Below are 15,090 nucleotides of genomic sequence, written 5' to 3' on the forward strand. Positions count from 1 at the left end.
CGCACATTTACGGTAACCGCACGCCTGGCGCGGGGCTTTCGCCCACCCCGCGGACGCCGGACTATGCTTGGGATCGGCCAATCGCTACACTTGGCGCACGATTCAGAAACAATTGAATAATTTCCCCGTCATGAATCAGGAGATCGCCTACCTCCACCCCGTCAAGACCGCCCGCGCGCTGGTGCTGGTCTACCTGTGCTTCTCGCTGCCGATCGTGTCGCTGGGCCTGTTCGTCACCTTCGTCCGCTATGGTGACCTGCCGGCCATCACGGTCTTCACCGCCATCATCCTGAATGCGCTGATCGGCTTCGGCCTGCTGTGGCTGGCCTGCAAGGCCTACAATTGGGTGGCCGCCCGCTTCGGCGGCATCGAAGTCCACGTTCGCGAGCTGGCGCCCGAAGAAGAGCTCTGAGCGGCGCGCGACAATCCAGGCCGGCGGCAAGCCGGCCGCCCCCTTTCAGTCTGCAGCGCGGTCAGCCCCCGCTGCTCTCCGCGCTGTCTTCGGTGCTGTCTGCGGCGGCTTCCGCCGCGTTCAGGCCAAGCACCTGCTGCGCGGCCTCGCCCGGCAGCGCTTCCACCGTGCGCAGCTTGCGCGCCATCTGGCGCGTGCGCACTTCGGCCTGCTCGATATTTCGCGCGGCGCGCTCCAGGGTATCGCGGGTCTTGGCCAGCACGTCGCCGAACTTGCCGAACTCGGTCTTGACCGCCCCCAGCACCTCCCACACCTCGCTTGAACGCTTTTCCAGCGCCAGCGTGCGGAAGCCCATCTGCAGGCTGTTCAGCAGCGCGGTCAGCGTGGTCGGCCCCGACACGGTCACACGGTAGTCGCGCTGCAGCAGGTCAGTCAGGCCCGGGCGGCGCAGCACCTCGGCATAGAGCCCCTCGGTCGGCAGGAACAGGATCGCAAAATCCGTGGTCTGGGGCGGCGACAGGTATTTCTCGGCAATGGTCTGGGCCTCGCGCCGCAGGGCCACTTCCAGTTCGCGGCCGAAGGCGAGCACGCCGTCCGGGTCGCCCCGCTCCTGCGCGTCGACCAGGCGTTCATACTGTTCCTTGGGAAACTTGGCGTCGACCGGCAGCCAGACCGGCGTGTTGTCGCCACCCGCGGCCTTGCCCGGCAGCCGGATCGCAAACTCCACGCGCGCGCCCGAGTTGCGCACGGTCTCGACGTTCTTGCCATACTGCTCCGGCGTCAGCATCTGCTCCAGCAGCATTTCCAGCTGGACTTCGCCCCAGGTGCCGCGCGACTTCACATTGGTCAGCACCTTCTTCAGGTCGCCCACGCCCTGCGCCAGCACCTGCATCTCGCCCAGGCCTCGGTGCACCTGCTCGAGGCGGTCGGACACCAGCCGGAACGACTCGCCCAGGCGCTGCTCCAGCGTCGCGTGCAGCTTCTCGTCGACGGTGCGGCGCATTTCCTCCAGCTTGGCGGCGTTGTTGGCCTCGATGTCCTGCAGCTTTTTCTCCAGCGTGGCGCGCACTTCGGCCAGGCGCCGCTCATTGGCCTCGGACATCTGCGCCAGCTGCTGCTGCAGCCCGTCGCCGAAGCGGCGCAGCGTGCCGGCCTGCTCGTCGCGCGCCTGCTGGCCCTGCAGCATCAGGTGCTGGCGCACCTGCTCGAGCTGCTGGGTGTTGGTCTCGGTGAGCTTGGCCAGCTGCTGCGCAAAGGTGTCGATCTGGTTGTTCTGCAAGGTGGCGATGCCGGTCAGCTGCGACGACAACGCCTGCTGGAAGCGCAGCATCTGCTGCGCCGACTCGCCGCGGCTGCCGCGCGCGGCCTCAGCCACCTCGGTGCGCACTTCGCGCTCCAGCCGCTCCATGCCGCGCGCGTTTTCCACGCGCATCTCGTCAAGTTGCCGCGCCATGCCGGCGCCGGGCGAGGCAGCCTGCTGGCGCAGCAGCACGATCACCAGCAGGACAACCGCGAGCAGCGCCACGGCCAGTGTCAGGAACGGAATCAGGGTCATGCAACAAAAGACAGGTTGGATGAAGCGCCGCGGCCGCCTCAGCGGCGATGCGGCATCACTTCAGGATTGATCACGGTAGGCGGATGGCCGGCCTGCGGCCCCTGGTCGAGCGCGGCGATCAGGTTGTCGGCGGCCAGCATCGCCATCGCGCGGCGGGTCTTCTCGGACGCGCTGGCGATATGCGGGGTCAGCACGACGTTGGGCACCGTCAGCAGGTCCGGGTGGACGCCGGGCTCGCCCTCGAACACATCCAGGCCGGCGCCGAAGATGCGCTTGTCGCGCAGCGCCTGCGCCAGTGCGGCGTCGTCGACAATGCCGCCGCGCGCCAGGTTCACCAGCGTCGCGGTGGGCTTCATCAGCGCCAGCTCGGCGGCGCCGATGGCGTGGTGGCTGTGCGGGCCATAGGGCAGCACCAGCAGCAGGTGATCGGACTGGCGCAGCAGGTCTTCCTTGCTTACATAGCCCGCGTTGAGCGCGCGCTCGGTGTCCGCCGGCAACTGGCTGCGGTTGTGGTACAGCACGCTCATGCCAAACCCGCTCGCGCGGCGCGCCAGCGCCTGGCCGATGCGGCCCATGCCCAGGATGCCGAGCGTGCTGCCGTACAGGTCCATGCCGACCAGCATGTCGTAGCTCCAGCGCTGCCACTTGCCGGCGCGCAGGTAGTGCTCGGCTTCGGTCACGCGGCGCGCGGTGGCCATCAGCAGGGCCCAGCCGAAGTCGGCGGTGGTCTCGGTCAGCACGTCCGGCGTATTGGTGGCGACAATGCCTGCGGCCGTCAGCGCCGGCACGTCCAGGTTGTTGTAGCCGACCGCCATGTTGCACACCGCGCGCAGCGACGGCAGCCCGGCGACCACGTCGGCGTCGATGCGGTCGGCGGCATTGGCCAGCACGCCGGCCTTGCCCGCCAGGCGCGCCTTCAGCGCGGCGGCGTCGAGCACAGCGTCCTGCTGGTTGTCGTCGACATCGAAGTACTGCGCCAGGTGTGCGATGACTTCGGGATAGATGGCGCGGGTGACCAGGACGGACGGCTTCATGGCATCAGATATGGAAGAAGAGGAAGGTCATGATGACGAACAGCGGCATCAGGAAAATGCCCGAGTACAGCATGTAGCCGAAGAAGGTCGGCATGCGCACGCCGCGGCTCTCGGCAATGGCCTTGACCATCAGGTTGGGCGCGTTGCCGATATAAGTGTTGGCGCCCATGAATACGGCGCTGGCCGAGATCGCGGCCAGCGTCGAGGCATCGCGCGTCATCAGCGTGGCCGCGTCGCCGCCGGCGGTGTTGAAGAACACCAGGTAGGTCGGCGCGTTGTCCAGGAACGACGACAGCAGGCCGGTGGCCCAGAAGTACATGCTGTCGACGGGCTGGCCGTTGCTGTCGCTGACCGCGCGGATCACGCCGGAGAAGGCGCCGTCCGTACCGGCCTTGAGCATGGCGATGACCGGGACGATGGTCAGGAAGATGCCGGCAAAGAGCTTGCCGACTTCCAGGATCGGCTCCCAGTTGAATTCATTGCCCGCACGCGCCGTGCGCGGCGTCACCAGCAGCGAGACTACCGCCACCACCACCAGCAGGGCATCGCGTACTGCGGCCTGCAGCGGCACCTCGGCGCCCAGGATGTCGAACGAGATGCCCGGCCGCCACAGCCCGCTCATCAGCACCAGGCCGATCACGGCAAGCAGCAGCACGAAGTTGAACTTGCCTTCGATGGCGATGCCGCCGGAGTCCGGCGTCGGGTCGCTGGCCGGCGGCAGTTCCTCTTCCTTGTTGTGGTAGTAGTGGCGGTCGACCAGGTAGAACAGCGCCAGCAGCACCGCGCAGATAAAGAGCGTTTCCGGGAAGATGTTGCGCATGGTCCAGAAGAAGTCCACGCCCTTCAGGAAGCCCAGGAACAGCGGCGGGTCGCCCAGCGGCGTCAGCGCGCCGCCGGCATTGGCCACCAGGAAGATGAAGAACACCACCACGTGCGCCACGTGGCGGCGGTTGTCGTTGGCGCGCAGCAGCGGGCGGATCAGCAGCATGGCCGCGCCGGTGGTGCCCATGAAGCTGGCCAGCAGCGTGCCCAGCGCCAGGATGCCGGTATTGAGCCCGGGCGTGCCGTGCAGGTTGCCGCGCACGCAGATGCCGCCGGCGACGATATACAGCGAGGCGATCAGCGCGATGAACGGGATGTACTCGGCCAGCAGCGCGTGCACCGCGCTGGCGGCGGCCGCATGCGTGCCGAACACTGCAGCGAACGGCAACAGGAACAGCAGCCCCCAGCCCGCGGCGATCTTGCCATAGTGGTGGTGCCAGAACTTCGGCCCGAGCAGCGGCCACAGCGCAATCGACAGCAGGATGCCGGCAAACGGCAGCCCCCACAGCGGGGACAGCGCGGCCCCATCGAGGTCCGCGGCATGGCCAGCGGCGGGAAAGGCGGCCAGCATGGCCAGCAGTGGCAACAGCACGGAGGCACGTCGCATCAGGCAGGATCTCCTCGGGAATGCAGCGATCATGGGCGTGCCACGGCACGAAGCCGCAGCACGCAGGCAAGCCTGCAAGTGTAATTCAAGCACCGCTTGCGCCCGCGCTTGCGGCCTGCGCGGAGCGCCGCCTGCCATGCCGCAGGCGCCCCCGGCTCAGGCCTCGTCGACCAGGATCACGTGCACGCGGTACGGGCCGTGGGCGCCAAGCACGATGGTCTGCTCGATATCGCCCGTGCGCGACGGGCCGCTGATGATATTGGTGGCGCGCGGCAGTTCGCCGCGTTCGCTGCGCACCAGCGCAAAGGCCTCTTCCAGGCCGGCGACGATGCGCGAGCGCGGCACCACCGCCACATGGGTCTCGGGCAGCAGCGCGGCCGAAGCAAAGGTGGCCGGACCCGACAGCAGCATCAGCGAGCCGGTCTCGGCGATCGCGCAAAAGCAGCCGGTGATGCCGACCAGGTCGCCATGGTCGTGGTCGGCCTCGACCTCGCGCACCGGCGGGCGGCACTCCACCGCCAGTCCCGCGGCCTGCCACGGCAGCGGGCCCAGCGCGTCCCACGCCACGGCACGGTGCACCAGGTTCAGGCTGTCCAGGAAGCGCAGCGTGGCGGCGGGCACCTCGTCCAAGGTCGCCACGCGGTCCACGGTCGAGGCCATGCGCTGCGCCTGGGCCAGGAAGGCTTCGGCCAGGTCGGACGCCACCGGCGGGCGCGGACCCTGCGGATGGCGTGCCAGGTAGTCGGCCACGGCCTCGCGTTCGCCCGCGCTCGGCCGGGTCGGCCTGCCCTGGGCAGCACGGATGCGGGCAAAGATGCGGTCGCGGGCGTCGTTGGTTTCCATAAGGCCTGGCTGGGGTGGCAATGCGCGGCAAACGCGCGATGCACCGATTATAGAGGCGGGCGCCGTGCGCAAATCGTGTCGCAGCGCCCGCAATGTGTTGAATTTTGCTAAGCCGCCGGCTGAACCGAGTACACCTGGCGCAGGTAGGACAGGTAGCCGGGATCGTCGCACATGGTCTTTTCCGGCGTGTCCGACAGCTTGGCCACCGGCTGCCCGTTGCAGCGCACCATCTTGATCACGATCTGCAGCGGCGTGTAGCCGAGATCGTTGGTCAGGTTGGTGCCGACCCCGAACGCCAGCCGGCAGCGGCCATGGAAGCGCTCATACAGCTCGATCACGCGCGGGATGTCGAGGCTGTCGCTGAAGATCAGCGTCTTGGTGCGCGGGTCGACGCGGCTGGCGGCATAGTGGGCGACCATGCGCTCGCCCCACTGCATCGGGTCGCCGGAATCATGGCGCACGCCGTCGAAAAGCTTGCAGAAGTACAGGTCGAAGTCGCGCAGGAAGGCGTCGAAACCGTAGGTATCGGACAGCGCGATGCCCAGGTCGCCGCGGTACTCACGCGCCCAGCGCTCCAGCGCGTACACCTGCGAATCGCGCAGCCGCGGGCCCAGTGCCTGGCAGGCCTGCAGGTATTCATGCGCCATCGTGCCCAGCGGCACCATATTGTGCAGGCGGGCAAAGTGGACGTTGCTGGTGCCGGCCAGCTGCGGGCCCAGCTGGCGCCGCATGGTCAGCAGCACCTCTTCCTGCCAGTCGCGCGAGAAGCGCCGGCGCGTGCCGTAGTCGGCGATCACGCAATCGGCCAGTTCCGGGGCCTTGAGCAGCGCCAGCTTGTCTGCCAGCCGGCGGCGGCCTTCGGCCAGGTCGGGCCGAGGCTGGGTGCGGCGGAAATACACCTCGTTGACGATCGCCAGCACCGGCACTTCGAACAGGATGGTGTGCAGCCACGGGCCGACGATGGAGATCTCGATCTCCCCGTTGCCTTGCGGGGATGGCCGCACCGAGACATATTTCTCGTTCAGGTGGAACAGCCCGAGGAAGTCGACGAAATCGCTCTTGATGAAGCGCAGGCCGCGCAGGTAGGCCAGTTCGTCATCGGTGAAGCGCAGCTGGCACAGGTGTGCCAGCTCGGCGCGGATCTCATCGATATAGGGCGTGAGGTCGACGCCAGCGTTGCGGCACTTGAAGCGGTATTCCACTTGTGCCTGCGGGAACTGATGCAGCACCACCTGCATCATCGTGAATTTATACAGGTCGGTGTCGAGCAGAGACTGGATGATCATAACGAGCCAGACGGCGATGCCGGGGTCAGTACGTCATGCTAACCGAAGTCCGGCCATTCCCGCCCCCCCGCTTGCCGCTCAGGCACCATCGAGAAAGGGTTGTGGCTGCCGCAACGTCCCCCTGCCCCTTGCCTTGCCCTGCAGGCACCACAGCTGGCGGCCCTGCGCGCCGGGGCACGACACCAGCGTGGCGTCGGCGCGCGGCACCTGGCGCGGCAGCGGTTCGGCAAAGGCGCCGTCGCCGGCCATGATGCGCTCGGAATAGACCTGCGCGCCCGCGCGCTCGAAGCCCAGCACCTGCACCCGGTCGCCCGGCTGCGGCTGCAGTTGCCGCCCGCACGGCATCAGGCCGGCCCGGCCGCAATGGACAACGCCGTCGCCCGCGGGCGCGTCGGTCACGCTGAAGGTGTCCCAGTCGAAGCTGGTCAGCGCCGGCAAGGCGACCGGCGCGTCGGTGCGCGCGCGCCAGGCCACCAGGCGCGACACCACACTGTCGGCCATGGCCGGCGACTGGGCCAGGGTCTGGGCGCAAGCCGCGCTGATCGGCGCCAGAAATGCCGCCAGCAGCACAGCAACCGGTGCGAATGTCCGGCACATCGCGGCATGGCGCCGCAAGCTGGCGCGGCTGGCAAGGCAAGGCTGGCGTGGCATATGGGTCTCCCGGCACGGATGCAAGTGACTGCTGGCGACCTTCATCATGCCCTCTGGCGGGCCGACATGCCAGCGCGTCGCTCTGGTTTAAATCAAAAGCACATAAAGAAATAAGAAAACTATCTGATCCGGCTATATAGACCCGCTATCCTTGCCAGAAGGCTCGGCTACAATATCGGTTTCCGAAAGGCCTCGGCCGGCGCTCGTCCAGTCCATGCTGCCCTGCGGCAACAGTGGCATCCGTGCGGTAGAACCCGTGTGGTAGATACAGCGTGTCCGCCGGCAAGAAGCGGCCCAACAGTTTCCCATTAAAAGCCGACCCGTTTTCCTGGAACCGAAATGACTCACGTTGTCACCGAATCCTGCATCCGTTGCCGCTACACAGACTGCGTTGACGTATGTCCGGTCGATTGTTTCCGTGAAGGCCCCAACTTCCTGGCCATCGACCCGGATGAGTGCATCGACTGCGCCGTGTGCGTGGCCGAATGCCCGGTGAATGCCATTTATGCCGAGGAAGATGTGCCGGGCGACCAGCAGCAGTTCATCGATCTGAACGCCGAGCTGGCCCGCAACTGGCCTTCCATCACCAAGACCAAGGCCCCGCTGGCCGAGGCCGAGGAGTGGAAGGACGCGACGGACAAGCTGCAGTACCTGCAGCGCTGACAGAACAAGAAGGCCGTCCCCACGCGCCTTCCGCAATACCGCGGCAATACCGGGCACCAGAGGCCCACGCAAACGTATCAGGACGAATATGGACTTGAGCATTCCAAATCCCGTCGCCGACACGACCAGGCAGGTCGACGGCGGCAGCCCCGTCGGCGGCCAGCCGCTGGAAATCGATGCGCTGATCGTCGGTGCGGGTCCGGTGGGCCTGTTCCAGGTCTTCGAACTGGGCCTGCTCGAAATCAAGGCTCATGTCATCGATTCCCTGAAGGTGGTCGGCGGCCAGTGCGTGGAGCTCTATCCGGACAAGCCCATTTACGACATCCCGGCCGTGCCCATCTGCACCGGCCAGGAACTGACCGACAACCTGCTCAAGCAGATCGAGCCATTCGAGCCCACCTTCCACCTGGGCCAGGAAGTCGCCGTGGTCGAGCGCCGTGAAGACGGCCGCTTCTTCGTCGAGACCTCGCTCGGAACCCGCTTCATCACCAAGACCATCTTTATCGCTGCCGGCGTGGGTTCGTTCCAGCCACGCACGGTCAAGGTCGAAGGCATCGACAAGTTCGACGGCAAGCAGCTGTTCTACCGCGTCAAGGACCCGAGCCGCTTCCACGGCCGCAACCTGGTGATCGTCGGCGGCGGCGACTCGGCGCTGGACTGGACCCTGGACCTGGTCGGCAAGGCCGAGTCGGTGGTGATGATCCACCGCCGCGACGGCTTCCGCGCGGCGCCCGCCTCGGTCGCCAAGATGAAGGAACTGTGCGAGCAGATGGAGATGCAGTTCCTGGTCGGCCAGATCGGCGGCTATGAAGAGAAGGACGGTGTGCTCACCGAGATCAAGGTGACCGGCGCCGACGGCGTGACCCGCCGCCTGCCGGTGGATGACCTGCTGGTGTTCTTTGGCCTGTCGCCCAAGCTGGGCCCGATCGCCGAGTGGGGCCTGGACCTGGAGCGCAAGCAGATCAAGGTGGACACCGAGAAGTTCGAGACCAATATCCCGGGCATCTTCGCGGTGGGCGACATCAACACCTACCCCGGCAAGAAGAAGCTGATCCTGTCGGGCTTCCACGAGGCCGCGCTGGCCGCGTTCGGGGCCGCTCCGTATATCTTCCCCGAGAAGAAAATCCACATGCAGTACACCACCACCTCGCCGAAGCTGCACAAGATCCTCGGCGTCGATTCGCCTGTGTTCGACTGACCCCGAGCGAGACCCGCAGAAAAAAGCCGCCGCGAGGCGGTTTTTTTCTGGCACAAATCCAGAACCGTAGCTATAATGCGGCCTCGCTGTTCAATACGACGGCACGAAGCCAGCAGAGATGCCCTTCGCACCGTACGGCAGGCAGCAAGCCGGAAGCTTCCAGACACCTTCTGACAAGAACAAAATGTCGAAAAGGTGTTGACGAAGAAAAGAGAAACTGGCTATAATTTCTTTCTCAGCTGTTCCCCGATAGCTCAGTCGGTAGAGCGACGGACTGTTAATCCGCAGGTCCCTGGTTCGAGCCCAGGTCGGGGAGCCAACCGATACGGAAGCCCGGTGCAAACGCACCGGGCTTTTTCGTTTTGGGCTTCGGCAAAAGCGTCACGGCACACCAGCTGCCACAACGCCCTCTTCTCTGTCTCATCCCTGCAGCGAAGCGCCGGCAGCGTTCAGTGCGGCGACGATAACCTGCGCATTCACCTCCACCCGATGCAGCGGCCCCGCTACCGACAGGCCATAGGTCGCGCCGCCTATCGTCACCGGAATGGCAATGGCACCGAGGTCGGGAAACGACTCGCCGAAATTCGGATACCAGCCCTGCTTCTGCCAGCCCTGCATGGCCGCTTCCAGTGCCTGCGCCGAGCCGATGGTGCGCGGCGTGCGCGCGGCGAACGAAAGCCCCGACAACAGCTCGCCGCGCGCGCTGGCCGTCAGCGTGGCCAGGATGGCGCGGCCGATTGAATTGACATGCGCATCGCGCAGTTCGCCCGGCGCGGCGATATAGCGCACCGGATTGGCGGATTCACGTGCCTCCAGGTACAGGACGCGTCCGTCGTCCTGCAGCTTGCCGAAGACCACGGTCTCGCCGGTGGTGTCGCGCAGCGATTCCAGCACAGGCTGCACACGCTCGAGCAACGGGTCGTTGCGCGCGATGCGCTGGGCGATGTCGAGCAGCCGACGCGTCGGGTAATAGCCCTGGCGGCGGCCGGTCTCATACAGGTAGCCCAGCGAGGCCAGCGTGCGGATCAGCCCCAGGCAGCTCGACATCGGCGCGCCCAGCAGCTTGGCCAGCTCGGTCAGCGTCAGCGAGCGCCCTTCACGCGCATAGATCTCCATGATCTCGATCACGCGCAGCGCCGTCTTGACGCTGGCATAACCGGATTTCTCCGCCGCTTCGTTTTCTGCCATCGTTGGCTTCCTCGACTTCAGTATCCGTTGGCCGGGATTGTACGCGGCGGCGCGGGTCAGTCCTCCCCGCCCTCGGCTTGCGGCAAGGCCTGCGGCCAGCTGCGGATATTGCCCGGCGTGCGCGAGAAGCGCGTGGGGATGCCGACGCCGCGCAGGCGCCCTTCGCTTGGGTGGTCATACTCGAACATCATGCCGGTGGCGCGCAGGTGCGGGTCGTCGGCCAGGCTGTCGAAGTTCGGCACCTGGCTGTGCGGGATATCGGCATCGCGCAGCAGGTCCAGCCATTCGGCGGAAGTACGCTGCGCGACGATCTCGGCCAGCGTGGCGTAGAGCGCGTCGATATTGGCGCTGCGCGCGGCCGGCGTGGCATAGCGCGGATCACTGGCCAGCTGCCCATGGCCCGACACATCGAAGAAGCGCAGCCATTGCGCGCTGGTGTACGGCAGCAGCGCGATATGCCCGTCGCGCGTGCGGTACGGCTTGCGATGCAGCGACATCACGCGCGGATAGCCGGCCGGCCCCAGCGGCGGGATAAAGGTCTGCCCGGCCAGCTGCTCGGCGGCCAGGAAGGACACCAGCGTCTCGAACATCGGCACCTCGATGGCCTGGCCCAGGCCGGAACGCTCGCGCTCATACAGCGCCATCGGGATCGCGTAGGCCACGGTCAGCCCGGCCACCTTGTCGGCCAGGATGGTGTTGACATACTGCGGCCCTTCATTCGAATTGGCGCCCTGGAACTGCGCCATGCCGCTGCGCGCCTGGATGATGTCATCAAAGGCCGGCGCGCCCGCATAGGGGCCCTCTTCCGAATAGCCGTAGGCGCCGCAGTAGATCAGCCGCGGATGGTCCGCGCGCAGCGACGCATAGTCCAGCCCGAGCTTGCGCAGCGACTGCGGCCGCACGTTGGAGACAAAGACATCGGCGGTAGCAATCAGGGCCTTCAGCGCGGCCAGGTCATCCGGCTGCTTCACGTCCAGCACCACGAACTGCTTGTTGCGGTTCAGGTTCAGGAAGCTGGCGCCCATGGCCGCGTGCCGCGCCGGCTCGGCATGGCGGAAAACGTCGCCTGCGGGCGGCTCGACCTTGATGACCTCGGCCCCCATGTCGCCCAGGATCTGCGTCGCATACGGCCCCATCGCGACCGAGGTCATGTCGATGACGCGGATGCCGGCCAGCGGCCCGGTGGCCACTGGCGCCTGCGCTTGCTCGTCTTGCATTGTCGCTCCGCTCAGTACGACTTCGGCAAACCCAGCACACGCTCGGCGATAAAGCACATGATGAGCTGCGGGCTGACCGGCGCAATGCGTGGGATATAGGATTCACGCAACAGCCGCTCCACGCGGTACTCGCGCGAGTAGCCCATGCCGCCCAGCGTCAGGATCGCGGTCTGGCACGCGTTGTGGCCGGCCTCGGCGGCGAGGTACTTGGCGGTGTTGGCTTCGGCGCCGCAGGACTGCCCCGCGTCATAGCGCGCGGCGGCCTTGAGCATCATCAGGTTGGCCGATTCCAGCTGCATCCACGCCTGCGCCAGCGGGTGCTGCACGCCCTGGTTCATGCCGATGGGACGGCCGAACACCACGCGCTCCTTGGCGTACTGCGTGGCGATGGCCAGCGCCGCGCGGCCCAGGCCGATGGCCTCGGCGGCGATCAGGATGCGCTCCGGGTTCAGGCCGTGCAGGATGTATTCGAAGCCCCTGCCCTCCTCGCCGATACGGTCTTCCTCGGGAATGAACAGGTCGTCGATGAACAGCATGTTGGTATCGACGGCGGCACGGCCCATCTTGTCGATCTCGCGGATCTCGATCTTGCTGCGGTCGACCCTGGTGTAGAACAGCGATAGCCCTTCGGTCGACTTCTTCACTGCCTCCAGCGGCGTGGTGCGCGCCAGCAGCAGCATGCGGTCGGCCACCTGCGCGGTCGAGATCCAGATCTTGCGCCCGCTCACCGAATAGCCGCCCGGCACCTTGCGCGCAAAGGTCTTGAGCTTGGTGGTGTCCAGTCCCGCGTCGGGCTCGGTGACGCCGAAGCAGGCCTTCTCCTGGCCGGCGATCAGCGGCGGCAGGAAGCGGCCCTTCTGTTCGTCAGTACCGAACACCACCACCGGGTTCAGGCCGAACACATTCATATGCACCGCCGAGGCGCCGGTCATGCCCGCACCCGACTGCGAGATGGTCTGCATCACCAGCGCCGCCTCCAGGATGCCCAGGCCCGCGCCGCCGAAGGCCTCGGGCATCGCCACGCCTAGCCAGCCGCCCTCGCACAGCGTCTTGTAGAACTCGTGCGGATAGGTGGCGGACTTGTCGAGGCGGTCCCAGTACTCCATGTCGAACTGCGCGCAGACCTGCTGCACGGCCTCGACGATGGATGCCTGTTCTTCGGAGAGATCGAAATTCATGGCGTTACCTGTTTGCTATCGTTGTCTTGTTCGTTGCCTTGTTTGTGGCTTACTCCGGCTGGATGCCTGCGTCCTTTACCAGCCGCGACCACTTCTGCAGCTCGGCCACGACAAACTGGCCGAGCTCGGCCGGCGTGCTGCCGAACGGCTCGAAGCCCAGCGCGTGAAACTGCGCGGCATGCTGCTTGCTGGTGGCAATGGCAACCAGTTCGCGGTTGAGCCGCTCCACCACCGGCGCCGGCACTCCGGCCGGCGCGAACACGCCGTTCCAAGAGGTGACGTCAAACCCCTTCAGTTCCGGCACGCTCCCCAGCGGCGGCAGGTCGGGCAACAGCGCGCTGCGCTGCGCGGTGGTCACCGCCAGCGCGCGCAGCTTGCCGGCGCGCACGTTGGCGATGCCGGCAGCAAAGTCGACGAACATCGCCTGCACCTGGCCGCCCATCACATCGGTCATGGCCGGCGGCGTGCTCTTGTAGGGCACGTGCAGCATCTTCAGCCCGGCCATCTTCGACAGCGTCGCGCCCGACACGATGCCGGTGCTGTTGCCGCTGGCATAGCTCAGGCCCGGATGCGCGCGGGCGTAGTCGATGAACTCGCGCAGCGTCTTCACCGGCAGCGCCGGGTTGACCACCAGCATGAATGGCAGGTTGCCCATGCGCGCAACCGGCGCGAAATCCTTGACCGGGTCATAGCGCAGCTGCTTCATCAGCGACGGGTTGGCCGAATGCGTGGTGTTGGTGGTCATGAACAGCGTGTAGCCGTCGGCGGGCGCCTTGGCCACGAACTCGGCGGCGATGGTGCCGTTGGCGCCGGGCTTGTTGTCCACCACCACCGGCTGCTGCAGTGCCTCGCCCAGGTACTTGGCGGTCAGGCGGGCCACGGCGTCGGTGCCGCTGCCGGCGGCGAACGGCACCACCAGGCGCAGCGGCCTGGACGGGAATTCATCGGCCGATAGCGCCGGGGTGGCGGCCAGCGCCGCGGTGCACCCTAGCACCAGGCTGGCAAAGGCATTGCTGAAGGACTTCACGGTGGTTGTCTCCTGTAGTTTTGTACCCTGCCCGTGACCGGCCGCGACTTATGCGGGCCGTATTACGCGATCAGGGGATTCCTCGTATGGCGGGGAATAGATCACCAGAATCCTGGCCGGCTCGTCGCTGACCACGGTGAACACGTGCATCTGGTCCGGCGGGAAGAAGCAGCAGTCGCCCGGACCCAGTTCCTTGCGCTGGCCGCCGACCTCGGCCACGGCGCGGCCTTCGAGCACGTAGCAGACCTGCTCGATGCCGGGGTGCGCGTGCGGCAGCGCGCCCTTGCCTTTCTCGATGGTGCCGTGGATCACTTCCAGGTGGCGCGAGCCGACGGTCTCAGGGCCGATCAGCCGGCGGTTGAGGGTGCCGACATGGTTGGCGGGGTGGTAGCCCTCGACGTCGTTAGTGGAGATGAAATACACGGGGTGGTCCTGCATGTGGGGCTCCTGCTTTAATTCATATTTATGAATAGCAGTTTATACATATGAATTATTACGTCAAACGTTTTTGACGGGGGGCGGGTTTGCCGGGAGCGGAGACGGCGGGGGATCAGGAGAAGGGAATTGGTGGGGGTATGTGGCGCGGGGTCGTGCATGGAGCCTCCTGCCAGGGTCAACGGCATCGGCAGCAGCCCTCGGCGTTCCGGGGTGTCACCACCCGTGGTCGCAATTCGGGGTGCTCGCAGGGCTGCGGGTCCAACTGCTAAACGGGCTCGCGGCACCAAGGACAAACCGACCTCGTTGCCGATACCACTTGGGATCTTATTCCGCAACGCACTGGCCGCAAGCCCGCTTCATCCTTCGGGGTCGGGCGCGCCCGATGGACAACTGCTAACGAGGTCATCGGTAGGACGCCTACGGCTGCGCTGCGCGCACTCAGTATCGTAGGTCGGGTGCCCGGGCACGGAGTGCGTCGCTGCGCTCGCACGGGGCTGTCGTGATGCTGGGCCAAAAGCGCAAATAGAACGTGGTCGTCCGCCTGCCACGTTAGGGCCGGCGCGAAGCGCAGCCGAAGGCGTCCCACCGACGCGGTACTTAGCAGGCTGCCAACAGCCTAAAGTCGGGTTCGTCCAATAGTCCGTTGATGTGGGCACAGACAGGGTGCGTAGCAGGCTCGAACGGCCAACCACGCCAAACGGCAAGCACCACCGCCCGAACCACCCCCACCACCAAATTGATGGCCAGCCGCCTGAGGCGACGCGCTTTTTGGTTACTTTTTGTCGCTCCGACAAAAAGTGACCCGCCCAGCAGGGCGGAACCAGGCGGTCAAACCTACGACAACATCAAACCCGACCTTCTATGAGGGCAAGGATGTCAACCCCCTTCAGTATTGGAGTTCAGGTAGGCATGTCGGGTCGATACGTCTTTTCCTTGCAAGCCATTATTACTTTCCTTCGCGAACTGACGCG

The 15,090-nt window shown here is 66.1% G+C and carries 14 protein-coding genes and 1 tRNA gene; 4 read left to right on the top strand and 11 right to left on the bottom strand.

Translation table 11 applies throughout. The features are described 5' to 3' along the window. The first annotated feature begins 130 nt into the window (after nucleotides 1-130). Nucleotides 131-412, top strand: a complete 282-nt coding sequence (locus DN412_RS27730) for a hypothetical protein (RefSeq protein ID WP_078197116.1) — start codon at nucleotides 131-133, stop codon at nucleotides 410-412. A 61-nt stretch (nucleotides 413-473) separates the two neighbouring features. On the opposite strand, the gene DN412_RS27735 is transcribed toward DN412_RS27730, so the two are convergent. From DN412_RS27735 to DN412_RS27760, 6 genes are all read right to left on the bottom strand, one after another. Then, nucleotides 474-1,967 (bottom strand): DNA recombination protein RmuC, encoded by a 1,494-nt coding sequence (locus DN412_RS27735; RefSeq protein WP_115214499.1) that lies wholly within the window; start codon nucleotides 1,965-1,967, stop codon nucleotides 474-476. Between the two features lie 38 nt (nucleotides 1,968-2,005). Further along, a complete protein-coding gene (locus DN412_RS27740) occupies nucleotides 2,006-3,001 on the bottom strand; it encodes a 2-hydroxyacid dehydrogenase (RefSeq protein ID WP_115214500.1) in 996 nt (331 codons plus the stop codon). A 4-nt stretch (nucleotides 3,002-3,005) separates the two neighbouring features. Further along, the gene (locus tag DN412_RS27745) at nucleotides 3,006-4,430 is read right to left on the bottom strand and encodes a sodium:proton antiporter (RefSeq protein ID WP_115214501.1); all 1,425 of its coding nucleotides are present in this window, start codon (nucleotides 4,428-4,430) and stop codon (nucleotides 3,006-3,008) included. Between the two features lie 156 nt (nucleotides 4,431-4,586). Further along, a complete protein-coding gene (locus DN412_RS27750; protein WP_115214502.1) occupies nucleotides 4,587-5,273 on the bottom strand; it encodes a LutC/YkgG family protein in 687 nt (228 codons plus the stop codon). A gap of 107 nt (nucleotides 5,274-5,380) precedes the next feature. Then, nucleotides 5,381-6,559 carry a nicotinate phosphoribosyltransferase gene (gene pncB, locus DN412_RS27755; protein ID WP_115214503.1) on the bottom strand — a complete coding sequence of 393 codons (1,179 nt, stop codon included), beginning with the start codon at nucleotides 6,557-6,559 and terminating at the stop codon, nucleotides 5,381-5,383. Nucleotides 6,560-6,637: 78 nt separating this feature from the next. Beyond that, nucleotides 6,638-7,210 carry a hypothetical protein gene (locus DN412_RS27760; RefSeq protein WP_115214504.1) on the bottom strand — a complete coding sequence of 191 codons (573 nt, stop codon included), beginning with the start codon at nucleotides 7,208-7,210 and terminating at the stop codon, nucleotides 6,638-6,640. A gap of 339 nt (nucleotides 7,211-7,549) precedes the next feature. Here DN412_RS27760 and fdxA point away from each other — a divergent pair, with 339 nt between their 5' ends. From fdxA to DN412_RS27775, 3 genes are all read left to right on the top strand, one after another. After that, nucleotides 7,550-7,873: a ferredoxin FdxA gene (fdxA, locus tag DN412_RS27765; RefSeq protein ID WP_010814656.1), complete on the top strand. Its 324-nt coding sequence runs from the start codon at nucleotides 7,550-7,552 to the stop codon at nucleotides 7,871-7,873. 88 nt (nucleotides 7,874-7,961) lie between these two features. Next, complete coding sequence (locus DN412_RS27770) at nucleotides 7,962-9,071, top strand: NAD(P)/FAD-dependent oxidoreductase (RefSeq protein WP_244222808.1); 1,110 nt, start codon at nucleotides 7,962-7,964, stop codon at nucleotides 9,069-9,071. A gap of 243 nt (nucleotides 9,072-9,314) precedes the next feature. Then, nucleotides 9,315-9,390: transfer RNA gene (locus tag DN412_RS27775), tRNA-Asn, on the top strand. Between the two features lie 101 nt (nucleotides 9,391-9,491). On the opposite strand, the gene DN412_RS27780 is transcribed toward DN412_RS27775, so the two are convergent. The 5 genes from DN412_RS27780 to DN412_RS27800 are packed head-to-tail and all read right to left on the bottom strand — an operon-like array spanning nucleotide 9,492 to nucleotide 14,119. Then, entirely contained in the window at nucleotides 9,492-10,259 is a 768-nt protein-coding gene (locus DN412_RS27780) for an IclR family transcriptional regulator (RefSeq protein ID WP_115214505.1), read from the bottom strand. Between the two features lie 56 nt (nucleotides 10,260-10,315). Beyond that, nucleotides 10,316-11,476, bottom strand: a complete 1,161-nt coding sequence (locus DN412_RS27785; protein WP_115214506.1) for a CaiB/BaiF CoA transferase family protein — start codon at nucleotides 11,474-11,476, stop codon at nucleotides 10,316-10,318. 11 nt (nucleotides 11,477-11,487) lie between these two features. Continuing rightward, nucleotides 11,488-12,654 carry an acyl-CoA dehydrogenase family protein gene (locus DN412_RS27790; RefSeq protein ID WP_115214507.1) on the bottom strand — a complete coding sequence of 389 codons (1,167 nt, stop codon included), beginning with the start codon at nucleotides 12,652-12,654 and terminating at the stop codon, nucleotides 11,488-11,490. Nucleotides 12,655-12,703: 49 nt separating this feature from the next. Next, nucleotides 12,704-13,681 (bottom strand): Bug family tripartite tricarboxylate transporter substrate binding protein, encoded by a 978-nt coding sequence (locus tag DN412_RS27795; protein ID WP_115214508.1) that lies wholly within the window; start codon nucleotides 13,679-13,681, stop codon nucleotides 12,704-12,706. Nucleotides 13,682-13,729: 48 nt separating this feature from the next. Then, the gene (locus tag DN412_RS27800) at nucleotides 13,730-14,119 is read right to left on the bottom strand and encodes a cupin domain-containing protein (protein WP_115214509.1); all 390 of its coding nucleotides are present in this window, start codon (nucleotides 14,117-14,119) and stop codon (nucleotides 13,730-13,732) included. Between the last annotated feature and the right edge of the window lie 971 nt (nucleotides 14,120-15,090).

Origin of the sequence: Cupriavidus lacunae (assembly GCF_003353055.1) — a bacterium.
GTDB classification, from domain to species: domain Bacteria; phylum Pseudomonadota; class Gammaproteobacteria; order Burkholderiales; family Burkholderiaceae; genus Cupriavidus; species Cupriavidus lacunae.